Annotated in this window: 27 protein-coding genes and 1 pseudogene; 8 read left to right on the top strand and 20 right to left on the bottom strand. The window is 53.8% G+C overall.

Features of this window, described 5'->3' with window-relative positions:
- Positions 1–105 precede the first annotated feature (105 nt).
- From rpmH to PAT9B_RS20180, 6 genes and pseudogenes are all read left to right on the top strand, one after another.
- Positions 106–246, top strand: coding sequence for a 50S ribosomal protein L34 (gene rpmH, locus PAT9B_RS29845; protein ID WP_003849659.1), 141 nt, complete (start codon positions 106–108; stop codon positions 244–246).
- Positions 247–261: 15 nt separating this feature from the next.
- Positions 262–621 (top strand): ribonuclease P protein component, encoded by a 360-nt coding sequence (rnpA, locus tag PAT9B_RS20195; RefSeq protein WP_036625704.1) that lies wholly within the window; start codon positions 262–264, stop codon positions 619–621.
- Positions 585–843, top strand: a pseudogene (yidD, locus tag PAT9B_RS29840) (membrane protein insertion efficiency factor YidD). Before rnpA ends, yidD begins: the two are co-directional and overlap by 37 nt.
- A 2-nt stretch (positions 844–845) precedes the next feature.
- Entirely contained in the window at positions 846–2492 is a 1647-nt protein-coding gene (gene yidC, locus PAT9B_RS20190; RefSeq protein WP_013511118.1) for a membrane protein insertase YidC, read from the top strand.
- An 80-nt stretch (positions 2493–2572) separates the two neighbouring features.
- Positions 2573–3937, top strand: a complete 1365-nt coding sequence (gene mnmE, locus PAT9B_RS20185) for a tRNA uridine-5-carboxymethylaminomethyl(34) synthesis GTPase MnmE (protein ID WP_013511117.1) — start codon at positions 2573–2575, stop codon at positions 3935–3937.
- Between the two features lie 231 nt (positions 3938–4168).
- A complete protein-coding gene (locus PAT9B_RS20180) occupies positions 4169–4759 on the top strand; it encodes a malonic semialdehyde reductase (RefSeq protein WP_013511116.1) in 591 nt (196 codons plus the stop codon).
- 88 nt (positions 4760–4847) lie between these two features.
- Here PAT9B_RS20180 and PAT9B_RS20175 read toward each other — a convergent pair whose 3' ends face one another.
- Complete coding sequence (locus PAT9B_RS20175; RefSeq protein ID WP_041526026.1) at positions 4848–5357, bottom strand: flavin reductase family protein; 510 nt, start codon at positions 5355–5357, stop codon at positions 4848–4850.
- A gap of 304 nt (positions 5358–5661) precedes the next feature.
- Here PAT9B_RS20175 and PAT9B_RS20170 point away from each other — a divergent pair, with 304 nt between their 5' ends.
- A complete protein-coding gene (locus tag PAT9B_RS20170; RefSeq protein WP_013511114.1) occupies positions 5662–6420 on the top strand; it encodes a 4'-phosphopantetheinyl transferase superfamily protein in 759 nt (252 codons plus the stop codon).
- A 32-nt stretch (positions 6421–6452) separates the two neighbouring features.
- On the opposite strand, the gene PAT9B_RS20165 is transcribed toward PAT9B_RS20170, so the two are convergent.
- On the bottom strand, positions 6453–7766 hold the full coding sequence (locus PAT9B_RS20165; protein ID WP_013511113.1) for an NCS2 family permease: 1314 nt from the start codon (positions 7764–7766) through the stop codon (positions 6453–6455).
- Between the two features lie 139 nt (positions 7767–7905).
- Between PAT9B_RS20165 and yieH the strand changes: the two genes are divergently transcribed.
- Positions 7906–8565 carry a 6-phosphogluconate phosphatase gene (gene yieH, locus PAT9B_RS20160; protein WP_013511112.1) on the top strand — a complete coding sequence of 220 codons (660 nt, stop codon included), beginning with the start codon at positions 7906–7908 and terminating at the stop codon, positions 8563–8565.
- 90 nt (positions 8566–8655) lie between these two features.
- Here the strand turns inward: yieH and PAT9B_RS20155 are convergent, their stop codons facing one another.
- The 18 genes from PAT9B_RS20155 to rsmG all read right to left on the bottom strand — a co-directional run bounded on the left by PAT9B_RS20155 (position 8656) and on the right by rsmG (position 26614).
- Complete coding sequence (locus PAT9B_RS20155; RefSeq protein ID WP_013511111.1) at positions 8656–9894, bottom strand: MFS transporter; 1239 nt, start codon at positions 9892–9894, stop codon at positions 8656–8658.
- 107 nt (positions 9895–10001) lie between these two features.
- Positions 10002–10736, bottom strand: a complete 735-nt coding sequence (gene phoU / locus PAT9B_RS20150; protein WP_013511110.1) for a phosphate signaling complex protein PhoU — start codon at positions 10734–10736, stop codon at positions 10002–10004.
- A gap of 16 nt (positions 10737–10752) precedes the next feature.
- Positions 10753–11526 (bottom strand): phosphate ABC transporter ATP-binding protein PstB, encoded by a 774-nt coding sequence (gene pstB, locus PAT9B_RS20145; protein WP_013511109.1) that lies wholly within the window; start codon positions 11524–11526, stop codon positions 10753–10755.
- Positions 11527–11570: 44 nt separating this feature from the next.
- Positions 11571–12458: a phosphate ABC transporter permease PstA gene (gene pstA, locus PAT9B_RS20140; RefSeq protein WP_013511108.1), complete on the bottom strand. Its 888-nt coding sequence runs from the start codon at positions 12456–12458 to the stop codon at positions 11571–11573.
- Positions 12455–13417 carry a phosphate ABC transporter permease PstC gene (gene pstC, locus PAT9B_RS20135; RefSeq protein WP_013511107.1) on the bottom strand — a complete coding sequence of 321 codons (963 nt, stop codon included), beginning with the start codon at positions 13415–13417 and terminating at the stop codon, positions 12455–12457. Before pstC ends, pstA begins: the two co-directional genes overlap by 4 nt.
- 85 nt (positions 13418–13502) lie before the next feature.
- Entirely contained in the window at positions 13503–14546 is a 1044-nt protein-coding gene (gene pstS, locus PAT9B_RS20130) for a phosphate ABC transporter substrate-binding protein PstS (RefSeq protein WP_013511106.1), read from the bottom strand.
- A gap of 176 nt (positions 14547–14722) precedes the next feature.
- Positions 14723–16552 carry a glutamine--fructose-6-phosphate transaminase (isomerizing) gene (gene glmS / locus PAT9B_RS20125; RefSeq protein ID WP_013511105.1) on the bottom strand — a complete coding sequence of 610 codons (1830 nt, stop codon included), beginning with the start codon at positions 16550–16552 and terminating at the stop codon, positions 14723–14725.
- A 144-nt stretch (positions 16553–16696) separates the two neighbouring features.
- On the bottom strand, positions 16697–18067 hold the full coding sequence (gene glmU / locus PAT9B_RS20120) for a bifunctional UDP-N-acetylglucosamine diphosphorylase/glucosamine-1-phosphate N-acetyltransferase GlmU (protein ID WP_013511104.1): 1371 nt from the start codon (positions 18065–18067) through the stop codon (positions 16697–16699).
- A 246-nt stretch (positions 18068–18313) separates the two neighbouring features.
- Complete coding sequence (locus PAT9B_RS20115; protein ID WP_013511103.1) at positions 18314–18733, bottom strand: F0F1 ATP synthase subunit epsilon; 420 nt, start codon at positions 18731–18733, stop codon at positions 18314–18316.
- Between the two features lie 24 nt (positions 18734–18757).
- On the bottom strand, positions 18758–20155 hold the full coding sequence (gene atpD / locus PAT9B_RS20110) for a F0F1 ATP synthase subunit beta (RefSeq protein ID WP_013511102.1): 1398 nt from the start codon (positions 20153–20155) through the stop codon (positions 18758–18760).
- Positions 20156–20185: 30 nt separating this feature from the next.
- Positions 20186–21052, bottom strand: coding sequence for a F0F1 ATP synthase subunit gamma (atpG, locus tag PAT9B_RS20105; protein ID WP_013511101.1), 867 nt, complete (start codon positions 21050–21052; stop codon positions 20186–20188).
- A gap of 52 nt (positions 21053–21104) precedes the next feature.
- Positions 21105–22646, bottom strand: coding sequence for a F0F1 ATP synthase subunit alpha (gene atpA, locus PAT9B_RS20100; RefSeq protein ID WP_013511100.1), 1542 nt, complete (start codon positions 22644–22646; stop codon positions 21105–21107).
- A gap of 14 nt (positions 22647–22660) precedes the next feature.
- The gene (gene atpH / locus PAT9B_RS20095; protein WP_013511099.1) at positions 22661–23194 is read right to left on the bottom strand and encodes a F0F1 ATP synthase subunit delta; all 534 of its coding nucleotides are present in this window, start codon (positions 23192–23194) and stop codon (positions 22661–22663) included.
- A gap of 14 nt (positions 23195–23208) precedes the next feature.
- Complete coding sequence (atpF, locus tag PAT9B_RS20090; RefSeq protein WP_013511098.1) at positions 23209–23679, bottom strand: F0F1 ATP synthase subunit B; 471 nt, start codon at positions 23677–23679, stop codon at positions 23209–23211.
- Positions 23680–23785: 106 nt separating this feature from the next.
- Complete coding sequence (gene atpE, locus PAT9B_RS20085) at positions 23786–24025, bottom strand: F0F1 ATP synthase subunit C (protein WP_003849523.1); 240 nt, start codon at positions 24023–24025, stop codon at positions 23786–23788.
- A gap of 50 nt (positions 24026–24075) precedes the next feature.
- Entirely contained in the window at positions 24076–24894 is an 819-nt protein-coding gene (gene atpB / locus PAT9B_RS20080) for a F0F1 ATP synthase subunit A (protein WP_013511097.1), read from the bottom strand.
- A gap of 8 nt (positions 24895–24902) precedes the next feature.
- Positions 24903–25283, bottom strand: a complete 381-nt coding sequence (atpI, locus tag PAT9B_RS20075; RefSeq protein ID WP_013511096.1) for a F0F1 ATP synthase subunit I — start codon at positions 25281–25283, stop codon at positions 24903–24905.
- 713 nt (positions 25284–25996) lie between these two features.
- Positions 25997–26614, bottom strand: coding sequence for a 16S rRNA (guanine(527)-N(7))-methyltransferase RsmG (gene rsmG, locus PAT9B_RS20070; RefSeq protein ID WP_013511095.1), 618 nt, complete (start codon positions 26612–26614; stop codon positions 25997–25999).
- Between the last annotated feature and the right edge of the window lie 13 nt (positions 26615–26627).

Below are 26627 nucleotides of genomic sequence, written 5' to 3'. Positions count from 1 at the left end.
TTACAATCCCGCCTCTTTATTAAAGACACATTGAGGCGTCGGTCGATTTACTGGCCCGAAAACGCGTCACCCAGTGAAAATTTTCAAGTTTAGGTAGAAATCGCCATGAAACGCACTTTTCAACCGTCCGTACTGAAGCGCAACCGTTCTCACGGCTTCCGTGCACGTATGGCTACTAAAAATGGTCGTCAGGTTCTGGCACGTCGTCGTGCTAAAGGCCGTTCTCGTCTGACCGTTTCTAAGTAATAAAAGCTAACCCTCGTGGTTAAGCTCGCATTTCCCAGGGAGTTACGTTTGTTAACTCCCACTCATTTCACTTTCGTCTTCCAGCAGCCACAAAGGGCTGGCACGCCGCAAATCACCATTCTCGGCCGCCTTAACTCGCTGGGGCATCCCCGCATCGGTCTCACCGTCGCCAAAAAGCATGTAAAACGCGCCCATGAACGCAACCGGATCAAGCGATTGACCCGCGAAAGCTTTCGTCTGCGTCAACATGAACTGCCAGCGATGGATTTTGTGGTCGTGGCTAAAAAAGGGGTTGCTGACCTGGATAACCGTGCGCTGGCGGAAGCGTTGGAGAAATTATGGCGTCGTCACTGTCGCCTGGCTCGCGGCTCCTGATCGGCCTGATACGCGTGTATCAACGCGCCATCAGCCCACTGCTGGGACCTCATTGCCGGTTCCATCCCTCCTGTTCGCAGTATGGAATTGAGGCCTTACGTCGCTTTGGCGTAATAAAAGGCAGTTGGTTGACGATTAAACGCGTATTAAAATGCCACCCTTTGAACCCGGGTGGCGACGATCCTGTGCCGCCGAAAAAACTTTGAAACCAGAGAACATTAACGATGGATTCGCAACGCAATCTCTTTCTCATCGCTTTTCTGTTCGTGTCTTTTATGATCTGGCAAGCCTGGCAGACGGACCATGCTCCTCAGCCACAGCAAACCCAGACCACACAGACTACTAACAGCACAGCGGGTGATGCCGCCACTTCCGGCGTTCCCGGCAGCGGCCAGGGCAAAACGATCACCGTTAAAACTGATGTCCTGTCTTTGAACATCAACACCCGCGGTGGCGATATCGAGCAGGCTTCACTGCTGACTTACCCGGATAAACTGGGTTCGGATGCACCGTTCCAGTTGCTTGAAACCACCCCAGCGTTCATCTATCAGGCACAGAGCGGCTTAACTGGCCGTAACGGTCCGGATAACCCGAACAATGGCGCGCGTCCGCTTTTCACCACCACTCAGGATCACTTTGAGATGGCGGAAGGCCAGACTGAGCTGCGCGTACCGCTCACCTGGACTGGCGAAAACGGTGTGGTCTACACCAAAACCTTCGTGTTCAAACGCGGCGAATTCGCTGTGAATGTTGACTACAACATCAATAACGCCAGCCAGCAGCCGCTGGAAGTCGCGATGTTTGGTCAGCTGAAACAGACCATTGAAGTCCCGAAACACCGCGATACCGGCAGCAACAACTTTGCCCTGCACACCTTCCGTGGCGCAGCGTACTCGACCAGCGATGCGAAATACGAAAAATATAAATTCGATACCATCAATGATAACGAGAACCTGAACACCACCACCAGCAATGGCTGGGTTGCGATGTTGCAGCAATACTTTGCTACCGCGTGGGTTCCGCGCACCGAAGGCACCAACACCCTGTACACCAGTAACCTGGGTAACGGTGTGGCAGCCATCGGTTATAAATCTGCACCGGTCACCATCGCCCCTGGCGCACAGCAAAATCTGGGTGCGACCCTGTGGGTTGGCCCGGAAATTCAGGACAAAATGGCAGCCATTGCGCCGCACCTGGATCTGACCGTGGATTACGGCTGGTTGTGGTTCATTTCTCAGCCGCTGTTTAAGCTGCTGAAATTTATCCACAGCTTCATCGGTAACTGGGGCTTCTCCATCATCGTTATCACCTTCATCGTTCGTGGCATCATGTACCCGCTGACCAAAGCGCAGTACACCTCGATGGCGAAGATGCGCATGCTGCAGCCGAAGATTCAGGCGATGCGTGAACGTCTGGGCGATGATAAGCAGAAGATGAGCCAGGAGATGATGGCACTGTACAAAGCGGAGAAAGTGAACCCGCTCGGTGGCTGTCTGCCGCTGGTGATTCAGATGCCAATCTTCCTTGCCCTGTACTACATGCTGTCAGGCTCGGTTGAACTGCGTCATGCGCCGTTTATCCTGTGGATTCATGACTTGTCCGCGCAGGACCCGTACTACATCCTGCCAGTCATCATGGGTATCACCATGTTCTTCATTCAGAAGATGTCACCGACCACCGTGACCGATCCGATGCAACAGAAGATCATGACCTATATGCCGGTGATCTTTACCGTCTTCTTCCTGTGGTTCCCGTCAGGTCTGGTGCTGTACTACATCGTCAGCAACCTGGTTACCATTCTCCAGCAGCAGCTGATTTATCGCGGCCTGGAAAAACGTGGTCTGCATAGCCGCGACAAGAAGAAAGCGTAACGTCCAGCTCCCGCGAGCTACGACGTATACTGAAGGGGCGGCATTTATGCCGCCCTGTTTTTTTGAAATGAGAGAAAGTTATGAGCCACAGCGATACCATCGTCGCCCAGGCGACACCCCCCGGTCGTGGCGGCGTCGGCATTCTGCGTATCTCCGGTGCCAAAGCCGCTGACATTGCACGTGCCGTGCTGGGCAAACTGCCGAAACCACGCTATGCCGACTATCTGCCGTTTGCCGATAGCGATGGCAGTGTGCTGGATCAGGGCATTGCGCTGTGGTTCCCCGGACCGAACTCCTTTACCGGTGAAGATGTACTGGAGTTGCAGGGCCACGGCGGTCCGGTGATTCTCGACCTGCTGCTGAAGCGCATTGTGGCACTTCCTGGCGTGCGCATCGCGCAACCGGGTGAGTTTTCTGAACGCGCCTTCTTGAATGACAAGCTGGACCTGGCACAGGCGGAAGCCATCGCAGACTTGATTGACGCCAGCTCAGAACAGGCAGCCCGCTCGGCGGTAAATTCGCTACAGGGGGCATTTTCAGTGCGCATTAACGCCCTTGTGGAAGCGCTCACTTACCTGCGCATCTATGTGGAAGCCGCTATCGACTTTCCGGATGAAGAGATCGACTTCCTTTCCGACGGGAAGATTGAAGCGCAATTGAATGCGGTGATCGGTGACCTGAATGCGGTGCGGGCCGAAGCGCGTCAGGGAAGTCTGTTGCGCGAAGGGATGAAGGTGGTGATCGCTGGACGTCCTAATGCCGGAAAATCAAGTCTTCTCAATGCATTAGCTGGAAGAGAAGCCGCAATTGTTACCGATATTGCCGGGACAACGCGTGATGTCCTGCGTGAACACATTCACATCGACGGTATGCCACTGCATATCATTGATACCGCCGGTTTACGCGATGCCAACGACGAAGTTGAGCGCATCGGCATTGAGCGTGCATGGCAGGAGATTGAACAGGCTGATCGCGTGCTGTTTATGGTGGATGGCACCACCACGGATGCCACTGAAGCGGCAGCCATTTGGCCCGATTTTGTTTCGCGCCTGCCTGCCGAGCTGCCGATCACGGTGGTACGTAACAAGGCCGATATGACCGGTGAATCCCTTGGTTTGTCTGAAGTAAATGGTCACTCACTTATTCGTCTCTCCGCCCGTACCGGCGCAGGTGTGGATACCCTGCGCGATCACCTGAAACAAACCATGGGCTTCAGCGGCAATATGGAAGGGGGTTTCCTTGCTCGCCGCCGCCATTTGCAGGCGCTGGAGCTGGCTGCGACCCATTTACAACAAGGTAAAGATCAGTTGCTGGGTGCCTGGGCTGGAGAATTGCTGGCCGAGGAACTGCGTCTGGCGCAGCAGGCGTTAAGCGAGATTACCGGCGAGTTCACTTCGGATGATCTGCTGGGGCGGATTTTCTCCAGTTTCTGTATTGGTAAGTAGCGCTCTAAGATTATTGATTACCCCTGGTTGGCTCAGTAGCTAACCAGGGGTACTTGCAGCAATGTTATTTGGTAACCCTCTCTGTTTGCAGTATAACGGTGAAGACCTTCACCAGCCGGTTCGACTTTCTGATATCCCCCATCACCAGCAAAAGTGCACCGACTGATCCACGTCATACCTCTATTCATGCTAAACATTAGGCTCAATTTGATGCCTGAAAAGGAGAGAAACATGAGTACACCGCTCGACAGCCTTGCTCTGAATGTGCTGTTCAATGAGGCTCGCACCCATAGCTACTGGCAGGAAAAACCGATTTCAGAGGATCTGCTTAAACAGCTCTATCAACTGACGGCGCTCGGTCCCACTTCCGCCAACTGCTCTCCGGGCCGCTTTGTGTTTGTTACCTCCCAGGAAGGGAAAGAGAAGTTAAAACCTGCCCTCTCCTCCGGCAACCTGGAAAAAACCATGAAGGCACCGGCCACGGTGATCGTTGCCTCAGATCCCGAGTTCTATGAAAATCTGCCGAAGCTGTTTCCGCACGGCGATGCGCGCAGCTGGTTCACCAGCAACCCGGAATTGGTCAAAGAGACAGCATTTCGTAACAGCAGCCTACAGGCAGGCTATCTGATCATGGCGGCACGATCGCTCGGTCTGGATGCTGGCCCGATGTCCGGTTTCGATCCGGCGAAAGTGAACGCCGCCTTCTTCAGCGACAGCAAATGGCAGGTGAATTTGCTGATTAACCTCGGCTACGGCGAAGCCAGCAAGCTGCATGCGCGTCTGCCACGCCTCGGCTTTAATGATGTGTGCAAGTTTGCCTAAAGCATGCACCAATGCGTAACAGCGCGGTTTATCGCGCTGTTTTACGACATGCCAGGGGTAGCAAGAATCTGCGCGATAAATCGCGCCATCAGAGACTCAGTGCATGAAAACCACTGTTGAAGTAGACCATTGGCTCGGCAGCCTCACCGGCCAGATTGATGCCGACAATGCGCGCCAGCAGCACGCTATGGGTATGCCATTCAACCACTTTTTCCAGCTGACAATCAAAACTCACCAGGGCATCGGCCAGCACCGGCGCACCGGTGGTAATCGTCTGCCAATTCCCCGTCTGAAAACGTTCCTCGCGGCGTGATGACTGACTGAACTGCGCACACAAATCTGCATGCTGCTCACGCAGTACATTGACGGCGAAATGACCCGCCTGCAAAAAATAGGCGTGGCTGGTGGCACTTTGATTGACGCACACCAGCAGGCTCGGGGGTTCCGCCGTCAGGGAACTGACTGAGGAGGCAATCAAGCCATATTTTTCACCCGCGTGTTGCGTGGTAACCAGCGAGACACCTGAGGCCAGACGGCGCATACCATGACGAAAGTCATCCAGAGAAATCGATTCCTGGTGTGATGAAGTAACTGACATTAAAAACTCCGACATACGTGATTCTGCGATGAAGCTCGACTGAAATTTCGCGATCATAATTTTCTCATCAATCGGCTTTTTTTTACCGCTCAAATCCTACACTACATCACGCTATTCAGCATCCATTCAGGCATTTATCAGCAAACTGCTACCATGAAATAGCGGCTGACGCGGTGTCAGCGCATTGTCATGATGTTCGGCGTTATCTGAAATTCAGGTATTCCATATAATGCCGGATGCAAAGCCATGAGAAAATTCTTACAATAGACCTGATGATTATCCGACCATTTTCACGGAGCGACAGATGGCTAGTCATTTTGTTCGTTGGACAGGTAATCCGCCCCTCTCCTCTGAGACAATGCGGGTTCCACAGGATGTGATTAATAGTGCACAGCGCCTGCCCGACAAGCGCCGGGGACGCTTTCTTGCCGCACGTGAGTTGCTGGCTCAGCTCATGGTGCGCGTCTACGGTATCAATGAATTACCGCCGCTGGTGACCACCAGCAGTGGCCGCCCTTGTTTTGCCGATTCCGCCCTGCCTGATTTCAGCATTGCTTACGCCGGAAATATGGTGGGTGTACTGCTGGCCGAAGAAGGTGGCCGGGCCGGGCTGGATATGGAGATTGTTCGCGCCCATAGCCGCCAGACTCAGGATACCTTAACGCAGGATCTCTCTTCCGGTGAGAAAGCCTGGATTAATGCGCAGCAGGATTTTATGGAGGCGGTGACGCAAATCTGGACCCTGCGCCAAAGTATCCTCAAACTCACCGGAGAAGCGCAAAGTGGTATCGATTCTTTGCGGCTACACCCGGCAGCAGGTCGTCTGCGCTCCAGCGTATTTCCTGATATACAGGCGGTGTGCGATGCCGAACCGACACTGGTCTGGTCCTGCGCGCTCTCTCCCGGCACCGAGCGGCTACGACTGTGGGAAATTGATGCTCACCATCAATGGATGCCGTTGCGCGACGTGGAGATGAGTAAACCGAATATTGGGCCACGCACATTACGGCTGACCAGTTTGCCCAGCGAACGTATCACGCCGCAGGAAATGGGACATCTCTGACAAAACAGGCCGCTTATGCGGCCTGTTCGATTTTAGTGGGCATCAACAAAAACAATTTTCAGCACAAACAGCAGTGCCACCACCACCACGCACGGGCTGATTTCCCGCCAACGACCCGTGCCAAGTTTCATCACGCAATACGCGATAAAGCCCAGTGCGATACCTTCCGTGATGGAGAAACTGAAAGGCATCATCACCGCAGTGACAAACGCCGGAACCGCTTCAGTCAGGTCATCCCAATGCACGCGTGACAGCGACGCTGTCATCAATACGCCAACGTAGATTAACGCGCCCGCCGCTGCGTAGGACGGTACCATCGCTGCCAGCGGTGACAGGAACATCACCAGCAGAAACAGAATCCCGGTGATCACCGCCATCAGACCGGTGCGTCCGCCAATCGCCACGCCTGAAGAACTTTCGATATAGGCGGTGACGGAAGAGGTACCAATCAATGAACCCGCCACCGAGCTGACGCTGTCCACAAACAGCGCCTGCTTCATGCGCGGGAAGGTGCCTTTTTCATCGGTCAGGCCCGCTTTATCCGTCACACCGATCAGCGTCCCGGAGGAGTCAAACAGGTTGACCAGCATAAAGGAGAAAATCACCCCGGCCATGCCGATATTGAGCGCGCCTTTAAGATCAACTTGCCCCACCACTGAACCCACCGACGGCGGTGTCGCGAAAATGCCGGTGAACTTCACATCGCCCAACAGCAAGCCAATCGCGGTCGTCACCACAATCGACACCAGCACGGCCGCATGAATATGACGAGAAGCGAGGATCGCGATGATGAAGAAGCCGAGCGCACCCAGTAAGACGCTGTGTGAGGTCAGGTTGCCGACGGCAACCAGGGTGTCGGCATTTGACACAATAATGCCGGCATTTTTCAGCCCCATCATCGCAATAAACAGCCCGATACCGGCTGTGATGCCAACCCGCAGACTCAACGGGATATTGGCAATCATCCAGTAGCGCACACGCAGCAGCGTGAGGACTAACAGTCCCAGCGCCCCCCAAAAGATGGCCCCCATGCCGATCTGCCACGAATACCCCATCGCGCCGACCACCACAAAAGCAAAGAAAGCATTCAGTCCCATGGCGGGTGCTAACGCTACCGGCAGATTCGCCACCAGTCCCATCAGAATGCTGCCGAACGCCGCGATCAGACAGGTGGTGACAAACACCGCCTGGGTGTTCATGCCAGCAGCACCCAGAATCTGTGGGTTAACGAAAACGATGTAAACCATCGTCAGAAAGGTGGTGAAACCGGCGATCACTTCCGTGCGCACGGTGGTGCCGTGTTCCTGCAACTTAAAGACGCGTTGCAACAGACCCTGCTTGTTCATAGCTTATTCCGCTGAAAAATTTAACGCGCGTATCCTATAGATTTTAGCGGGTCAGCACACTGATTTTTCGCAAGCGTTTGCTCGGTGCGCGCAGTGCGTTAGAGTGACAGCTTCTTGTTTAGCAAAAGGATGATGTCCGATGTCAGTTGAATGTGTTTTTTTTGATTGTGACGGCACGCTGGTCGACAGTGAGGTGATTTGTACACAATCCTACGTCAACACCTTTGCCCGCTACGGAATTGAGCTCTCTCTTCAGGAGATGTTTGAAAAATACAAAGGGGTAAAACTGTACGACATCATCCGCGATGTTTCCGCAGAACATCAGACTGAATTGCCGATGGATGAGGTGGAAACCGCCTATCGCGCAGAAGTGGCACGTCTGTTCGATTTAGAACTGCAACCGATCGCCGGAGCGAAAGCACTGGTGGAACAGGTCAAAGTACCGATGTGCGTCGTCTCGAATGGTACGGTGAAGAAGATGCAGCATTCTCTGGGGCTGACCGGCATGTTGCCCTTGTTTGCCGCGCATCTTTACAGCGGTTATGACATCAATCACTGGAAACCGGACCCGGAACTGATGTACCACGCTGCGGAACAAATGCAGGTGCCCATTGAGAAGTGCATCCTGGTGGATGACTCCGAGGCCGGTGCCCGCGCAGGTATTGCTGCCGGCATCCCGGTGTTTTATTACTGCGCCGATGCCCACAACCCAGAGCTGGATCACCCGCTGGTGACCCGATTTGATGACATGGCGCAGCTACCCGACCTGTGGCGCGCGCGCGGTTGGTCGTTGGTGTAACTACCCACACGGTCCCGTAGCGGCGCGATTCATCGCGCGGGGTTTTCACGCAGCACGCAAGATCTTGCGCGATAAATCGCGCCGCTACGTTCAGCCAATCGCGCCGAGTGAATCCTCATTACCCTGTTTCTTCGGCAGTAAAAACAGCGTGGCGACAATATCCAGCAAATAAATCAGCGCCAGCAGGGTAATCGCCGCCGCAAAGGAAATTTTGGTCGCCAGTAAACCAATGACCAGCGGGCCAAAGCCACCCACGCCGCGTCCGAGGTTAAACAATACGTTCTGCGCGGTAGCGCGTGCCTGGGTTGGGAAGGTGTCGGAAATCAGCGCGCCATAGCCACCAATCATGCCATTTACAAACATCCCCATCAGCGCACCGGTAAATAACATCACGGTGGGATCGCGCAGTTGAGCGTAAATCACCACCATGACGACCGCACCGAATTGATATAACAGGAAGATTTTCCAGCGTGCGAAGCGATCCGCCAGCACACCAAACAGCCAGATGCCGAACGTCATGCCCACCACGGTAACGGCAGTCCACAGGCCAGATTTGGTCAGGCTGAAACCGAAGCTGGAGGAGAGATAACTCGGCATCCAGATCATCAGGCCGTAGTAACCAAAGTTCTGCACCGAACAAAGAATGAAGATGCCGAGGCTGGCTTTGCTGGTCGCGCGATCGCTAAACAGCAGCCGAATACGCGCCGCAAACGACAACTGCGGCGTGGTCGCCACATGGTGGGTAAACCCTTCCGGCTCGCCCATGCTGCGACGAATCACAAACGACACCAGCGCAGGCAGCAGCCCCACCAGAAACATCCCACGCCAGCCAATCACGCTCAGCAACGGCGGGGTGATAAAGGCCGCCAGCAGCACCCCAAGTTGCCAGCCAATACCGACCCACGCCGACGCGCGATTGCGCTTCTCCTGCGGCCAGGCTTCGGCTATCAGCGCCATGCCGATACCAAACTCGCCCCCCAGCCCCATCCCGGCAAGGGTGCGATACGCCAGCAGATCCCAATATCCCTGCGCCACCGCGCACAAGCCAGTGAAAATCGAGAACATCAGAATGGTGACGGTGAGAATACGGATACGGCCAAAGCGGTCACTCAGGTGACCAAAAACAATGCCACCAACCACCGCACCGATCAGCGTCCAGGTCACCAGCGAACCGGCCTGGGAGGGGTCAAGTGCCAGTGAGACGCTAATTGCCGGTAACATAAAACCAAGGATCAGCAGATCGAAGCCATCCATCGCATAGCCACTGACGGCGGCCAGCATCGCTTTTGCCGGGGTTACGCTCTGTTTCTTGTGTGGGGAGAGGGACATGCAGCAGCACCTTGCAGTAAAAAGTGCGCCAAGTATAAAGAGCGGAAAGGCTTGAGACCAATCAGAAATGGAGATGGCTGCGGGTTTTACCCGCAGCCATCTGGCTATCAGGAAGGTTTGTTGCTGCCATCGTCGCCAGACAACAGCTCATCCAGCTTGTCGCCGCCAACGTGACGGAAATCCTGCCCCTTCACAAAATAGAAAATGATCTCACAGATGTTCTGGCAACGGTCACCGATACGCTCAATGGCTCGGGCGCAGAACAGCGCGGTCAACACGCTGGGGATGGTACGCGGGTCTTCCATCATGTAGGTCATTAACTGACGCACAATGCCCTCGTACTCTTTATCCACCTTCTTATCTTCACGGTAAATATCGATCGCCGCGTTGAGATCCATACGCGCAAAGGCATCCAGCACGTCATGCAGCATCTGTACCGTATGGTGGCCGAGGGATTCCAGGCTCACCAGCAGCGGCAAATGTTGCTGGCCAAATTTCTCCAGTGCGGTGCGACTGATTTTTTCCGCCACGTCCCCAATACGTTCCAGCTCAGAGATGGTCTTGATGATCGCCATCACCAGACGTAAATCGCTGGCGGTAGGCTGGCGTTTGGCGATGATGCGCACGCAGGCCTCATCAATCTCCACTTCCATCATGTTGACCTTCTGGTCGCCGTCGATGACACGCTGCGCCAGCTCGCCATCCTGGTTGTGCATCGCGGTAATGGCGTCGGTGAGCTGCTGCTCCACCATGCCACCCATGATCATCACCTGAGTGCGAATGTGTTCCAGCTCAGCGTTGAACTGACCGGAGATATGTTTGTTCAGATTTAAATTATCCATGTGCGTCTCCGTCAAATCAGCCGTAACGACCGGTAATGTAGTCTTCTGTCTGCTTCTGCGCTGGCTTGGTAAACAGCGTATCGGTATCACTGAATTCAATCAGCTCACCCAGATACATAAAGGCGGTATGATCGGAACAGCGCGCCGCCTGTTGCATGTTGTGGGTCACAATCACCACGGTGTAATCCTGCTTCAGCTCGGTGATCAACTCTTCGATACGGCCAGTCGAGATGGGGTCCAGCGCCGAGCAGGGCTCATCCAGCAACAGCACTTCCGGGCGAATCGCAATGCCGCGAGCGATGCACAAACGCTGCTGCTGACCGCCGGAGAGACTGTAACCACTCTGATGCAGCTTGTCTTTGGTTTCATTCCACAGCGCCGCTTTACTCAGCGCCCACTGCACACGCTCATCCATATCAGCACGTGACAGCTTTTCAAACAGACGGACACCGAACGCGATGTTGTCGTAAATCGACATCGGGAACGGCGTAGGTTTCTGGAACACCATGCCCACACGGGCACGCAGCAGGGCGATATCCTGGTTTGACGCCAGAATATTGTCCCCATCCAACAGAATTTCACCTTCCGCACGCTGCTCAGGATAGAGTGAATACATTTTGTTGAAGGTACGCAGCAGGGTCGATTTACCGCAGCCGGATGGCCCGATAAATGCGGTGACCTGGTTTTTTGCGATGTCCAGATTGATGTTTTTCAGCGCATGGAATTTCCCGTAATGGAAGTTCAGATTGCGCACCTGAATTTTGCCGGCAGAAGAAGTTGCCATACTCATTGCTCGTCTCTCATGTACCGCGCCGCCACAGCCGCGCCGGGAAATTAGTGTTTGCTCTTAGCGAAAATCACGCGTGCCAGGATATTCAGCAGCAATACGCACAGAGTGATGATCAGCACACCCGCCCACGCCAGGCTCTGCCATTCCGCAAACGGACTCATGGCAAATTTAAAGATGGTAACCGGCAGGTTAGCGATCGGCTGCATCATGTCGGTGCTCCAGAACTGGTTCGACAGCGCAGTAAACAGCAGCGGTGCCGTTTCACCGGCAATACGCGCAATCGCCAGCAGCACACCGGTAATAATGCCGGAGACTGAGGCCTTCAGGGTGATCGCTGAAATCATCTTCCATTTCGGCGTCCCCAGCGCATAAGCCGCTTCACGCATGCTATCGGGCACCAGACGCAGCATATTCTCAGTGGTGCGGATCACGATAGGAATCTGCAACAACGCCAGTGCCACCACACCTGCCCAACCGGAGAAGTGTTGCATCTGCGCCACCACAATGGTGTAAACGAACAGCCCCACCACAATTGACGGTGCCGACAGCAGGATATCGTTGATAAAACGGATCACTTCCGCCAGCCAATGTTTGCGGCCATATTCGGCAAGGTAAATCCCCGCCATGATACCCAGCGGCGTACCAAAGAAGGTTGACCAGAAAATCAGCAGACCACTGCCCGCCAGGGCGTTGGCTAAACCACCGCCTGCCGTATTGGGTGGCGGGGTGGATTCGGTAAACAGCGACCAGGAGAGGCCATCAATACCGCGCGTAATGGTGGTTAACAGGATCCAGACCAGCCAGAACAGGCCAAACGCCATCGTCAGCAACGACATGGTCAGGGCGATTTTATTTTTGGTGCTGCGCCATGCCTGCATTTTGCGGCGTGAGGCTTCCAGTTCGGCGCGCGCCTGCAATTCAATCGTTGTCATGAACGGGCTCCTTCACTCTTCGCCAAACGCAGGATCATCAGTTTGGAGATCGCCAGCACGATAAAGGTGATCACAAACAGAATCAGCCCCAGCTCCATCAACGCTGCCACATGGACGCCGGATTCTGCCTCAGCAAATTCATTCGCCAGTGCCGAGGTGATGCTGTTACCTGGCATAAACAGCGATGCGCTGTCGAGCTGGTAGGTGTTACCGATGATAAAGGTCACCGCCATGGTTTCACCCAAGGCACGACCCAGACCGAGCATTACGCCGCCGATCACACCGTTTTTGGTGAAGGGCAACACGATGCGCCAGATCACTTCCCAGGTGGTACAGCCAATGCCGTAGGCCGACTCTTTCATCATCACCGGGGTCTGTTCGAACACATCACGCATCACCGATGCGATGTACGGGATGATCATGATGGCCAGGATAACGCCCGCCGCCAGGATGCCGATACCAAAAGCCGGGCCAGAGAACAGCGCACCCACAATCGGGATATTCGACATGATGTCGCCAACCGGCGTCTGAAAATATTCGGCAAACAGCGGCGCGAAGATAAACAGGCCCCACATGCCATATACGATGCTGGGGATCGCTGCCAGCAGCTCGATCGCGGTGCCAAGCGGGCGACGCAACCAACCGGGAGCCAGTTCGGTCAGGAACAGAGCGATACCGAAGCTCACCGGGACGGCGATGATCAACGCAATCAGCGAGGTCACGACAGTGCCGTAAATCGGCACCAGCGCACCAAATTGTTCGTTAGGCGCATCCCAGGTTTTGGTCCACAGGAACGAGAAACCAAATTTCTGGATGCTGGGCCAGGAGGAGAAAATCAGGGAGACGATGATGCCACCCAGCAGCAATAACACAATCAGCGCAGCCAGTTTTACCAGCGCGCCGAAGATCATGTCACCTTGTTTGCCAGGGGCTTTAAACGTCGGCTTAGTGGCAGCCATAGAAGTCTCTGTTCTCAGGAGAAGTCAGGGCGGCAGTGATGCCGCCCATTGGGTGGCCAGCGTATTCGCCAGCCAGGTCATTCACTTACTTGTACAGCGCTTTGCCGGAAGTATCTTTGATGTTGGCTTTCCAGGCGTCGCGAATCTGTGACGTTACGCTATCTGGCAGCGCAGCATAATCCAGGCTGGTCGCTGTTTTACCGCCATTTTTGTACGCCCAGTCGAAGAACTTCAGCACTTCGCTACCTTTCTCAGCATTCGCCTGATCTTTGTAGACCAGAATGAAGGTGGTAGAGGTGATCGGCCATGCATCGTTGCCTTTCTGGAAGGTCAGGTCCTGGGCAAAAGATTCGCTCCAGTTCGCGCCTTTCGCCGCGTTAGCAAAGCTGGCTTCGCTCGGCGCGACAGATTTACCGTCTGCATCGTGCAGTTTGGTGTAGGTCAGGTTGTTCTGCTTAGCATACGCATACTCAACGTAGCCAATTGAACCCGGCAGACGCTGGACAAATGCTGCCACGCCGTCGTTACCTTTACCGCCCAGACCGGTCGGCCAGTTTACGGTGTTGCCTTTACCAATTTTGCTGTTCCACTCTTCGTTCACCTTAGACAGGTAGCTGGTGAAGACGAAAGAAGTACCGGAACCGTCAGCGCGGCGTACCACGTTGATGTTGGTGTCTGGCAGTTTAACGCCCGGGTTCAGCTTAGTGATCGCCGGATCGTTCCACTTTTTGATGTTGCCCAGGTAAATGTCACCAACGGTTTTACCGTCGAGGGTCAGCTGACCAGACTTCACGCCAGGGATGTTAACCGCCAGTACCACACCACCGATCACGGTCGGGAACTGGAACAGGCCATTTTTTTGCAGATCTTCATCTTTCATCGGCGCATCTGACGCACCGAAATCGACGGTTTTGGCGATGATTTGCTTCACGCCGCCCGAAGAACCAATACCCTGATAGTTTACTTTGCTACCGGTGGCTTGCTGGTATTCTGCTGCCCACTTGGCATAAACCGGTGCCGGGAATGTCCCGCCTGCGCCAGTCAGATCGGTTGCTGCAAAAGCAGAGACCGCGCTTACTGCGAAGGTGGCGGCGAGGATTCGGGCTACGGTGCTACGCATCAGTGTCATGTTCCCTCCAGGGGAGTTAAAAAAATCAGGCTCTATGCCATTTTAGTAAGAGTCATTGATTGCTGCTGGAGGGAAAATAGGACAGTTTGATGACAGTCAAATGTACGAAATATGACAGTTTTATGACATCGTTTAAAAATGAAGCGGGGCCATTGCAGCCCCGCCTTTCTTACTGATTATTCAACAGTAACTGATTTCGCCAGATTACGCGGTTGATCGACATCGGTGCCTTTAATCAACGCCACGTGATAGGAAAGAAGTTGCAGCGGCACGGTATAGAAGATAGGCGCGATCACGTCTTCCACATGCGGCAGGGAGATAATCTTCATACCATCACTGTCACTAAATCCAGCATCCTGATCGGCAAACACATACAGCAAACCGCCGCGTGCACGCACCTCTTCAATGTTGGATTTCAGCTTCTCCAGCAATTCGTTATTGGGCGCGACCACGATAACCGGCATATCGGCATCAATCAGCGCCAGCGGGCCATGTTTCAGCTCACCCGCCGCATAGGCTTCAGCGTGGATATAGGAGATCTCCTTCAGCTTCAGCGCCCCTTCCATCGCAATCGGATACTGATCGCCACGGCCAAGGAACAACGCATGATGCTTGTCAGAGAAACCTTCAGCCAAGTTTTCGATCACTTTATCCTGCGCCAGCATCTGCTCAATACGGCTCGGCAGCGCCTGTAAGGCATGCACAATCTCGTGTTCCGTGTCGGCAGACATGCCGTGCAGACGGCCCAGTTTTGCCACCAGCATCAGTAACACCGTGAGCTGCGTGGTAAAGGCTTTGGTGGAGGCCACGCCGATCTCGGTGCCCGCTTTGGTCATCAGCGACAAATCAGATTCGCGTACCAGTGATGAACCGGCGACGTTACAGATGGCCAGTGAGCCGAGGTAACCCAGTTCTTTCGACAGACGCAGCGCCGCCAGCGTATCGGCGGTTTCACCGGACTGTGACAGAGTGATCAGCAGGCTATTTTTACGCACCGCCGATTTGCGGTAGCGAAATTCAGAGGCAATTTCGACATCGCAGGGAATGTTGGCCAGCGACTCGAACCAGTAGCGCGATACCATGCCGGAGTTGTATGAGGTGCCGCAGGCGATAATCTGGATATGCTCAACCTTGCTCAACAAGGTTTCCGCCTGTGGACCAAGCTCGCTAAGATCCACCTCACCGTGGCTGAAACGACCGGTTAAGGTGTTTTTGATCGCCATCGGCTGTTCATAAATCTCTTTCTGCATGTAGTGACGATAAATACCTTTGTCACCGGCATCGTACTGGACGTTAGATTCAATCTCGGCGCGATTTACCGGCGTACCACTACGATCGACAATGGTCACTTCGCGGCGGGTAATCTCGGCGATATCGCCCTCTTCCAAATAGATGAAGCGACGTGTCACCGGCAGCAGTGCCAGCTGGTCGGAGGCAATAAAGTTTTCGCCGACGCCACGACCGACCACCAACGGGCTGCCGGAACGGGCGGCCACCAGCAGTGAGGGATCGCGGCTGTCCATGATCACCATGCCATAGGCACCACGCAGTTGCGGGATTACGCGCAGCACCACTTCACGCAGCGAACCCCCTTGCTTCTGTTCCCAGTGCACCAGATGAGCCACCACTTCGGTGTCTGTTTCTGACGCGAACGTGTAGCCACGCTCAATCAGCTGTGCGCGCAACGGCTCATGGTTCTCAATGATGCCGTTATGCACAATGATGATGTGCTCAGAGATATGCGGATGCGCATTGGCTTCTGAGGGTTCACCGTGGGTAGCCCAACGGGTATGCGCGATACCAGTGCCACCAATCAACGGCTGCTGTTCCGCCGCTTCTGCCAGTTTTTGCACTTTGCCGAGGCGGCGCAGACGCGTCACATGGCCCTGACGATCAACGACGGCCAAACCCGCCGAATCGTAACCGCGATACTCAAGACGACGCAGACCTTCCAGCAGAATCTCTGCAATGTCGCGCTGTGCTACTGCACCAACAATTCCACACATAATAGTTTCCTGACTTCATGGCTTTCGGCCATTGCGTTGTCATCTGACCTGATATCCGGCAGTGCCGGTTCCCCGAGCCTTGTAGAGAGTGGGGATGTAGTTATAGTTACTGCTAACAGGCCGATCTTTGTCGGCCCTTAAAAATTACTTTTTCTTTTCCGGGCGCAGCCAGCCTGCTTTCTGGTTCTGTTCTTTACGGTTGTAGACCAGAACGGCGGCGGGAACGTCTTTCATTACCGTGGTGCCTGCGGCGATAGTTGCGCCACTGGCGACAGTGACCGGGGCCACCAGCTGAGTATCGGAACCGACAAACACGTTGTCACCAATGATGGTTTTGGATTTGTTCGCCCCATCGTAATTACAGGTGATGGTGCCCGCGCCGATATTCACATCGTCACCAATCTCAGCGTCGCCAAGATACGAGAGGTGACCGGCTTTAGATCCCTTACCGAGGGTGGCTTTTTTCATTTCCACAAAGTTGCCAACGTGCGCCTTCTCCCCCAGTTCACTGCCGGGGCGCAGACGAGCAAAGGGGCCAACGGTGCAGGCCGCAGCCAGACTGGCATCTTCGATCACCGAATACGCGCTGATTTCACAATCGTCAGCGATCACGCTGTTTTTGATGATGCAACCCGCCGCGATTTTCACCCGATCGCCCAAGGTAACGTTGCCTTCGATAATGACATTGGTATCGATTTCCACATCGCGGCCATGTTTCAGCGTGCCACGCAGATCGAAACGTGCCGGATCACGCAGCATCACACCTGCCAGCAACAGTTTCTCGGCCTGTTCCGCCTGGTACGCGCGCTCCAGCGCAGCCAGTTGCAGGCGGTTGTTGACACCATCGGTTTCACTGATACGTGCCGGATGCACTGCCTGAACCAGACGCCCTTCCTGATGAGCCATGGCAATAATGTCAGTAATGTAGAACTCGCCCTGCGCGTTGTTATTGTTCAACTGCGACAGCCAGCGTTTGAGATCGCCGCCATTGGCAATCAGGATGCCGGTGTTGATTTCCTGAATCTTCAGCTGCTCTGGCGTCGCATCTTTTTGTTCCACGATACCGGTGATGGTGTCATTTTCACGCACGATGCGGCCATAGCCGGTCGGATTATCCAGCACCACGGTAAGCAGGCCGATGCCGCCAGCCGGTTTGGCCGCGCGCAGGCGTTGTAACGTCTCCAGCGAGATCAACGGCACATCGCCGTATAACATCACAATGTCTTCGTCATCTGCAAAATAAGGCGCGGCCTGCTGCATCGCATGCCCAGTACCAAGCTGTTGCGCCTGTAGCACCCAATTCAGGGTGTTGCCGGAAAGCAGAGCTTTGAGTTGATCGCCGCCGTGGCCGTAAACCAGATGGATTTGCTGTGCACCCAGCCCGGTGGCGGCGTCAATCACATGCTGAACCATGGGTTTTCCAGCCAGGGTGTGCAGAACTTTGGGGAGATCCGAATACATACGGGTGCCCTTGCCAGCAGCAAGAATCACCACACTCATCGCACTAGTAGACATAACTATCCTGCTCAGTTTTAGCTTTCGAAAGTTTAAGGTTTACCTCTGAGATTACTACATTTTTCTCGGATCGAAATTAGAGGATGATGAAAGGCAGTGCGCAATAAATTGCACCGCTACGCCAGGTGCAAAATATCGCGACGCCGTAGCGACGCGATTTATCGCGTTGTTTTTATTTTTTCCGGAACAGCAGGCAAAAAAAATGCCAGCCCAATGGGCTGGCACTTCGTGACGCATAAAGCCTGATTACATCGCTTTTTTGGTCAGCTCGATAACACGCAGTTTCGCGATAGCTTTCGCCAGTTCGGCAGAAGCCTGAGCATAGTCCACGTCGCCGTGGCTGCTGCTCATGTGTTCTTCTGCTTTACGTTTCGCTTCCAGCGCGCGCGCCTCGTCCAGGTCTTCACCACGAATCGCGGTGTCGGCCAGAACGGTGGTGCTGCCCGGCTGTACTTCCAGCACGCCGCCAGAGAGGTAGATATACTCCTCTTCGCCGTGCTGTTTAACGATGCGAATCATACCAGGCTTAATGGCAGTCAGGAGCGGGGCGTGACCAGGGTAAATCCCCAGCTCACCTTCGCTACCTGACACCTGGATTTTCTGCACCAGGCCGGAGAACATTTGTTGCTCCGCGCTGACAACATCCAGGTGATAAGTCATAGCCATATCATTCCTCCCGGGAAACCGTTATTACAGTTTCTTCGCTTTTTCCACGGCTTCGTCGATCGCGCCAACCATGTAGAAAGCCTGCTCTGGCAGATGGTCGAATTCGCCTTCCATGATGCCTTTGAAGCCACGGATGGTGTCTTTCAGCGTTACGTACTTACCTGGAGAACCGGTGAAGACTTCAGCAACGAAGAACGGCTGAGACAGGAAGCGCTGAATCTTACGCGCACGTGCCACCAGCAGTTTGTCGTCTTCAGACAGCTCGTCCATACCGAGGATGGCGATGATGTCTTTCAGTTCCTGGTAACGCTGCAGCAGAGACTGCACGCCACGCGCAACATCATAGTGCTCCTGACCCACGATCAGCGGGTCCAGCTGACGGCTGGTGGAATCCAGCGGGTCAACGGCCGGGTAGATACCCAGAGAGGCGATCTGACGGCTCAGAGTAACAGTTGAGTCCAGGTGGGCGAAGGTGGTCGCCGGAGACGGGTCAGTCAAGTCATCCGCAGGGACGTAAACGGCCTGTACGGAGGTGATTGAACCGGTCTTAGTTGAGGTAATACGTTCCTGCAACACACCCATCTCTTCTGCCAGCGTCGGCTGATAACCTACCGCTGAAGGCATACGACCCAGCAGTGCAGATACTTCTGTACCGGCCAGGGTGTAACGATAGATGTTGTCGATGAACAGCAGAACGTCACGACCTTCATCACGGAATTTTTCCGCCATGGTCAGGCCGGTCAGTGCTACGCGCAGACGGTTACCCGGCGGCTCGTTCATCTGGCCATACACCAGCGCTACTTTGTCGATAACGTTGGAGTCAGTCATTTCGTGGTAGAAGTCGTTACCCTCACGAGTACGCTCACCCACACCGGCAAATACCGAGTAACCTGAGTGCTCAGCCGCGATGTTACGGATCAGCTCCATCATGTTTACGGTTTTACCTACACCCGCACCACCGAACAGACCGACTTTACCGCCCTTCGCGAACGGACACATCAGGTCGATAACCTTGATGCCGGTTTCCAGCAGCTCCTGCGAGTTAGACTGATCTTCATAAGAAGGTGCTGCGCGGTGAATAGAGGAAACCTCTGGTACGCTGCCATCTTCTTCTTTCAGGTCGCCTTTCATGTCGATCGGCTCACCCAGCACGTTCATGATACGGCCGAGGGTTGCTTTACCAACCGGTACCTGGATCGGTTTTTTCAGGTCGGCTACTTCCAGACCGCGCTTCAGGCCGTCAGAAGTACCCATGGCGATGGTACGCACCACGCCACCACCCAGCTGCTGCTGAACTTCCAGCACCAGACGAGCATCACCATTCTTAACCTCAAGAGCGCTGTACACTTGCGGTACGGCATCCTGAGGGAATTCGACGTCAACTACGGCGCCGATAATCTGGACAATCTTTCCAGCTGCCATCTTGAATCCTCTACCTAATTCCAAACCTGGTTAAACCGCGGAGGCTCCCGAGACGATCTCGGTAAGTTCCTGGGTGATGCTGGCCTGACGAGCTTTGTTGTAAACCAACTGCAGCTCTTTGATCAGATTTCCGCCGTTATCGGTTGCGGCTTTCATCGCTACCATACGTGCGGCCTGCTCACTGGCCAGGTTTTCCACCACACCCTGATAAACCTGCGATTCGACATAACGACGCAGCAGGGTATCCAGCAGCGCCTTCGGATCGGGTTCGTACAGGTAATCCCAGGTCTTCGCCTTCATCTCTTCTTCACCTTCCGCTGGCGGTAACGGCAGCAGTTGGGTAATGGTCGGAGTCTGAGACATGGTGTTATTAAATTTGTTGCTGACGACATACAGCTTGTCGATGCGGCCTTCATCATAAGCCTGCAACATCACTTTTACCGGACCGATCAGTTCAGACAGTGAAGGCTTATCACCCATGCCTGTGACCTGTGCCACGATGTTGCCACCCACAGAGCCGAAGAAACCAAGCCCTTTTGAGCCGATAATCGCCAGATCGCTCTGTACGCCTTTATCGGTCCAGGCTTTCATTTCTGCCAGCACTTTTTTGAACAGGTTAATGTTCAAACCACCACAAAGCCCGCGGTCAGTCGAAACGACCAGGTAGCCGACGCGCTTAACGTCGCGCTCATCCAGGTAAGGGTGCTTGTATTCCAGATTGCCTAACGCAAGGTGACCAATCACTTTGCGCATGGTATCTGCATACGGACGGCTGGCCGCCATGCGTTCCTGCGTTTTACGCATCTTGGAGGCGGCGACCATTTCCATCGCTTTGGTGATCTTCTGCGTGTTTTTCACGCTTCCGATCTTGGTACGTATCTCTTTTGCGCCGGCCATTAGCTTCTCCTCAAAGCCTTGCGGCCTGCCTTTTCAGACAAGCCGCCAGACATTACCAGGACTGGGTTGCTTTAAACGTTTCGAGGAGGCCTTTCAGCTTCTCTTCGATTTCGTTGTTGTAGTTACCCGCCTGATTGATTTCAGCCATCAGCTCGGCGTGGTCGCGGTCAGCAAACGCCAGCAGCGCTGCTTCGAAGCTACCAATTTTTGCCAGCTCGACATCGTTCAGGAAGCCGCGCTCAGCAGCAAACAGCACCAGACCCTGCTGCGCAACGGACATCGGCGCATACTGTTTCTGTTTCAGCAGCTCGGTCACTTTCTGACCGTGGCTCAGCTGTTTACGGGTCGCGTCATCCAGATCGGATGCGAACTGAGAGAACGCAGCCAGTTCACGATACTGTGCCAGTGCGGTACGGATACCACCAGACAGTTTCTTGATGATCTTGGTCTGAGCAGCACCACCCACACGGGATACGGAGATACCCGGGTTAACTGCCGGACGAATACCGGAGTTGAACAGGTTAGATTCCAGGAAGATCTGACCATCGGTGATTGAAATCACGTTGGTCGGAACGAACGCAGAAACGTCACCCGCCTGAGTTTCGATAATCGGCAGTGCAGTCAGTGAGCCGGTCTTACCTTTCACTTCACCGTTGGTGAAACGCTCAACGTAGTCAGCGGTTACGCGTGATGCACGCTCCAGCAGACGCGAGTGGAGGTAGAACACGTCGCCAGGGAACGCTTCACGACCCGGCGGACGACGCAGCAGCAGAGAAATCTGACGGTAAGCAACAGCCTGCTTGGACAGGTCATCGTACACGATCAGTGCATCTTCACCGCGGTCACGGAAGTACTCACCCATTGCGCAACCGGCATACGGTGCCAGGTATTGCAGTGCAGCAGATTCAGAAGCCGAAGCAACAACCACGATGGTGTTAGCCAGCGCGCCGTGTTCTTCCAGCTTACGTACCACGTTAGAGATGGTAGAGGCTTTCTGACCGATCGCGACGTACACGCATTTGATGCCTGAGTCACGCTGGTTGATGATGGCGTCGATCGCCATCGCGGTTTTACCGGTCTGACGGTCACCGATGATCAGCTCACGCTGGCCACGGCCGATTGGAATCATCGCATCGACAGATTTGTAACCGGTTTGAACCGGCTCATCAACAGACTGACGGTCGATAACGCCCGGTGCAATCACTTCAACCGGCGAGAAGCCGTCGTTGTCGATTGCGCCTTTACCATCGATCGGAGCACCCAGGGTGTTAACAACACGACCCAGCAGGCCACGACCAACCGGCACTTCCAGAATACGGCCAGTACACTTAACCTTCATGCCTTCGGCGAGGTCAGCGTAAGGACCCATCACCACTGCACCTACAGAGTCACGCTCGAGGTTCAGGGCGATAGCGTAACGGTTGCCCGGCAGGGCAATCATTTCACCCTGCATCACATCGGCCAGGCCGTGTACGCGGATGATACCGTCACTTACAGAAACAATAGTACCTTCATTGTGAGCTTCGCTCACGACATTGAACTGAGCAATGCGCTGCTTGATCAGTTCGCTGATTTCGGTGGAATTCAGTTGCATATGCTCCAGTCCCCTTAAGACTGCAAGACGTCTGCCAGACGCTCAAGACGGCCGCGCACGCTGCCATCAATCACCAGATCACCCGCACGGATGACCACGCCTGCCATTACAGACTTATCAATTTTGCAATTCAGCTTAACTTTGCGTGACAGACGTTTTTCCATCGCGGCGCTGATTTTGGTCAGCTGGCTGTCACTCAGCGTACTGGCAGAAATCACATCAACTTCGGCCGTCGCTTCGTGCGCGTCACGCAGTTGAATGAACTGTTCCAGTACAGCCGGAAGCGCTGTCAAACGTCCGTTTTCCGCCATCACCTTAATCAGGTTCTGGGCGTATTCATCCAGTTGATCACCACAGACTGCGATGAAAGAAGCAGATAAAGCTTCCGGTGCTAATGCACCAGCAAGGAGATCTGCCATCTGTTCGTTGCCAGCCACTTCTGCGGCAAACGCCAGCATATTTTGCCAGCGTTCAATACTTTGATGCTCAACAGCAAAGTCAAAAGCTGCTTTGGCGTAGGGGCGAGCTACAGTAATCAGTTCAGACATCAGCCCCTCCCTCCTTACAGTTCAGCGACCAGTTTATCAACGATGTCGCTGTTAGCAGCTTCATCCACGGAACGTTCGATGATCTTCTCGGCGCCAGCTAATGCCAGCAACGCGACTTGCTTACGCAGCTCTTCACGGGCACGTGAACGCTCGGCTTCGATTTCTGCCTGCGCTTGCGCCACGATGCGGTTACGTTCAGTTTCGGCTTCAGTTTTCGCTTCGTCCAGAATCTGTGCACGGCGTTTGTTCGCCTGCTCGATAATGACCTGGGCTTCTTCTTTGGCTTTTTTCAGCTGGTCGGTCGCATTGGCCTGCGCGAGATCCAAATCTTTCTTCGCGCGCTCAGCAGAAGCAAGGCCGTCAGCAATTTCTTTCTGACGCTTTTCGATGGCAGCCATAATCGGCGGCCATACGTACTTCATGCAGAACGCGACAAACAGGATGAACGCGATGGCCTGGCCGAGGATTGTTGCATTAATGTTCACAGCACAATGCCTCTTATTAAGTTAACTTGCTCTGCCGTTATCAATGATAAGCGGCAGAATCCGTTTCTCACCACACCGTGTGCCGTGAGAAACAAGGCTACAGGCTTTAGGCGACAGCAAACATCACGTAGAGACCCAGACCAACAGCGATCATCGGGATAGCATCCACCAGACCCATTACAACAAAGAACTGCGTGCGCAGCAGAGGAATCAGATCCGGCTGACGCGCTGCGCCTTCCAGGAATTTACCTCCGAGGATGCCGATACCGATCGCAGCACCGATTGCCGCCAGGCCCATCATCACAGCGGCAGCCATGTACAGCAGATCCATATTCAGGTTTTCCATGACAGTCTCCAGTTTGTTTCAGTTAAAAGCTAAGTAGTTGAGATAAAAAATCAATGTTCTTCAGATGCCATCGACAGATAGACGATCGTGAGGACCATGAAAATGAAAGCCTGCAGCGAAATAATCAGGATGTGGAAAATGGCCCACGGCACATTTAACACCCACTGCGACCACCACGGCAGCAGACCGGCAATCAGGATAAAGATCAGCTCACCCGCATACATGTTGCCGAACAGTCGCAGACCGAGTGAAACCGGTTTGGACAGCAGGCTAACACCTTCAAGAATCAGGTTGATGGGGATGAAGATCGGGTGATTAAAAGGCTGCAGCGTCAGCTCTTTGGCGAAGCCACCTACACCTTTCATTTTGATGCTGTAGAACAGAATCAAAATAAATACGCCCAACGCCATAGACAGCGTGATGTTCACGTCCGCAGACGGCACGACGCGCAGCGCCGGCAGGCCTAAATAGTGCTCACCGATAAACGGCAGCAGGTCGATAGGCAGCAGATCCATGAAGTTCATCAGGAAGACCCAGACGAAAATCGTCAGAGCCAGCGGGGCGATAAGTTTGCTTTTACCGTGGTACATGTCGCGCACGTTGTTATCAACGAAACCGACAACCAGTTCGATAGCCGCTTGTAATTTCCCTGGCACACCGCTGGTGGCGCTTTTTGCCACTTTACGGAACAACACCAGGAAGATCAGTCCCAGCACCAGAGAGAAAAACATGGAATCGATATTTAATACCCAGAACGTCGCGGGAGCGTCGTGCGGATTCACTAACTCGAAAGTACGCAGGTCCAGCTGAAGGTTATTCAGGTGGTGACCTATGTATTCTTGCGGAGTAGAGATTTCTCCTGCAGCCATGATGCCTCTTACCCTTTGTTGTTAATTACAGCCGGTGCGACGATCTGCACCACCAGCACCGATAACCAGGTGATTGCGAGAGGCCAGAAGACCGCTCCAAACACACCCAACGCCACAATGAGAAAAATAATGGTGGCGAACACCTTTAACACTTCACCGAAGGCAAAGCTCCAGGCTACACGCCCTTTGGCCGGTGTTTGCCCCTGCAGGCGCCAGGCTAAAAACATAAACAACACATTCGGCAGCCAGGCCGCCACTCCACCAGCGATGGCGGAGGCACCCCAGATGACATCTTTCAGGCTAAACAACGCACCGATTACGACAAAAGTCACCAGCTGAATAAGCAGCACGGTTCGGGCCAATTTCACACTGTAAAGAGACACTGACATGGTGCTGAACTCTCCTGCCCCAAACGGGGTATGTCGCGTGTCGTATAAGACTGCCTTTACTCATTTGAGTCAAGCAGCAAAAGCCGTGCAAATTATACGGGCCGCACCTGCGATTTCAATCGCTAAGTAGCGAAAAGGTGAACAATTATTTAAATTTCTTTCCGGAGGGCTATTTTTCAAAAGATTCGCATCCAGCAGAGATGGATTCAGCAGGTGAAATTGCGCCTGCGACTTGCTTTTAAAGCGTGCTTTAGATCACATTATAAGCATGTGGGCATGATGCGATTTTGTTTTGAACAAAGAAATATCGATTTCAATGCAGGTGCAAATCTATACTTTTCAAAAAGATAAAAATATATTCTGGTCACATCGGCTGGATTAACGATAAAAACACTCTATTGACATCTCCCGGCGCAATAAAAACGTAAAACTGATATTACGCACGCCGATTTATTGCAGAGTTATATTTTCCGACGTGACTATCCTTTTCCGTAAATACACCCAGAGAAGTGATCTAACTGATAATAAAATGTGAATTAAACGTTAAATGTAACAGAGCTTTTCGGATAATTTCTAACGGGAATGTTAACTTGCTTCCCCTGCCCTGCTGAATAAATCTCTTTATCGTCTGGTGTTCGATTGCTGATTTTTTATCCAACCGGTTGAGTAACTCAAATGGTATAGATTGGTGTTAATCCATACCATTTAAGGGGCTATTGACGGGCGATGACCACCAGGTGACGCTCACCGTCCAGTTCCGGGACGTGCAACGGATAAACCTGCTGCACGACAAAACCAGCCGGTAAGGTGGTTATTTCATCATCCGGACGCACCCCTTTCAGGGCATAAAAGTGTCCTTGTGCCGCAGGCAGATGATGGCACCAGTTCACCATATCCTCAAGTGATGCGAAAGCACGGCTGATCACCCCATCAAACGGCGGCTCGGCCGGGAACTCTTCAACACGGCTCTGCACTGGCGTAACGTTAGTAAGCCCTAACTCATGCTGAACCTGGCGCAGGAAACGCACACGCTTACCCAGGCTGTCGAGCAGCGTAAAGTGAGACTGCGGACGCACAATCGCCAACGGAATGCCCGGTAATCCCGGTCCGGTGCCGACATCAATAAAGCGCTCACCCTGTAAATGCGGCTCCACCACAATGCTGTCGAGAATATGGCGCACCAGCATCTGCTGCGGATCGCGCACTGATGTCAGGTTATAGGCCTTATTCCATTTATGCAGCAACTCAACATAGCCAACCAGCTGTTGTTTTTGTTGATCGGAGAGGGAAATGTTTGCCGCTTTCAGCAGCGCGGAGAGTTTGTTAATCACGACGAGAATTCCA

Source organism: Pantoea sp. At-9b, from assembly GCF_000175935.2.
Taxonomy (GTDB): Bacteria; Pseudomonadota; Gammaproteobacteria; order Enterobacterales; family Enterobacteriaceae; genus Pantoea.
This window is presented reverse-complemented; position numbering and strand designations above follow the sequence as displayed.

What these genes read in the sequence shown, in the direction of transcription:
- PAT9B_RS20165 (WP_013511113.1), bottom strand. Translation starts at nt 7,766, where the DNA reads ATGAACAAGCAGGGTCTGTTGCAACGCGTCTTTAAGTTGCAGGAACAC.
- pstB (WP_013511109.1), bottom strand. Translation starts at nt 11,526, where the DNA reads ATGAGTATGGCAACTTCTTCTGCCGGCAAAATTCAGGTGCGCAATCTG.
- atpA (WP_013511100.1), bottom strand. Translation starts at nt 22,646, where the DNA reads ATGCAACTGAATTCCACCGAAATCAGCGAACTGATCAAGCAGCGCATT.
- yieH (WP_013511112.1), top strand. Translation starts at nt 7,906, where the DNA reads ATGTCAGTTGAATGTGTTTTTTTTGATTGTGACGGCACGCTGGTCGAC.
- phoU (WP_013511110.1), bottom strand. Translation starts at nt 10,736, where the DNA reads ATGGATAATTTAAATCTGAACAAACATATCTCCGGTCAGTTCAACGCT.
- atpI (WP_013511096.1), bottom strand. Translation starts at nt 25,283, where the DNA reads ATGTCAGTGTCTCTTTACAGTGTGAAATTGGCCCGAACCGTGCTGCTT.
- PAT9B_RS20115 (WP_013511103.1), bottom strand. Translation starts at nt 18,733, where the DNA reads ATGGCTATGACTTATCACCTGGATGTTGTCAGCGCGGAGCAACAAATG.
- PAT9B_RS20170 (WP_013511114.1), top strand. Translation starts at nt 5,662, where the DNA reads ATGGCTAGTCATTTTGTTCGTTGGACAGGTAATCCGCCCCTCTCCTCT.
- pstC (WP_013511107.1), bottom strand. Translation starts at nt 13,417, where the DNA reads ATGGCTGCCACTAAGCCGACGTTTAAAGCCCCTGGCAAACAAGGTGAC.
- atpB (WP_013511097.1), bottom strand. Translation starts at nt 24,894, where the DNA reads ATGGCTGCAGGAGAAATCTCTACTCCGCAAGAATACATAGGTCACCAC.
- rpmH (WP_003849659.1), top strand. Translation starts at nt 106, where the DNA reads ATGAAACGCACTTTTCAACCGTCCGTACTGAAGCGCAACCGTTCTCAC.
- atpH (WP_013511099.1), bottom strand. Translation starts at nt 23,194, where the DNA reads ATGTCTGAACTGATTACTGTAGCTCGCCCCTACGCCAAAGCAGCTTTT.
- pstA (WP_013511108.1), bottom strand. Translation starts at nt 12,458, where the DNA reads ATGACAACGATTGAATTGCAGGCGCGCGCCGAACTGGAAGCCTCACGC.
- yidC (WP_013511118.1), top strand. Translation starts at nt 846, where the DNA reads ATGGATTCGCAACGCAATCTCTTTCTCATCGCTTTTCTGTTCGTGTCT.
- atpE (WP_003849523.1), bottom strand. Translation starts at nt 24,025, where the DNA reads ATGGAAAACCTGAATATGGATCTGCTGTACATGGCTGCCGCTGTGATG.
- mnmE (WP_013511117.1), top strand. Translation starts at nt 2,573, where the DNA reads ATGAGCCACAGCGATACCATCGTCGCCCAGGCGACACCCCCCGGTCGT.
- pstS (WP_013511106.1), bottom strand. Translation starts at nt 14,546, where the DNA reads ATGACACTGATGCGTAGCACCGTAGCCCGAATCCTCGCCGCCACCTTC.
- atpG (WP_013511101.1), bottom strand. Translation starts at nt 21,052, where the DNA reads ATGGCCGGCGCAAAAGAGATACGTACCAAGATCGGAAGCGTGAAAAAC.
- PAT9B_RS20155 (WP_013511111.1), bottom strand. Translation starts at nt 9,894, where the DNA reads ATGTCCCTCTCCCCACACAAGAAACAGAGCGTAACCCCGGCAAAAGCG.
- PAT9B_RS20180 (WP_013511116.1), top strand. Translation starts at nt 4,169, where the DNA reads ATGAGTACACCGCTCGACAGCCTTGCTCTGAATGTGCTGTTCAATGAG.
- glmU (WP_013511104.1), bottom strand. Translation starts at nt 18,067, where the DNA reads ATGTCTACTAGTGCGATGAGTGTGGTGATTCTTGCTGCTGGCAAGGGC.
- glmS (WP_013511105.1), bottom strand. Translation starts at nt 16,552, where the DNA reads ATGTGTGGAATTGTTGGTGCAGTAGCACAGCGCGACATTGCAGAGATT.
- PAT9B_RS20175 (WP_041526026.1), bottom strand. Translation starts at nt 5,357, where the DNA reads ATGTCAGTTACTTCATCACACCAGGAATCGATTTCTCTGGATGACTTT.
- atpD (WP_013511102.1), bottom strand. Translation starts at nt 20,155, where the DNA reads ATGGCAGCTGGAAAGATTGTCCAGATTATCGGCGCCGTAGTTGACGTC.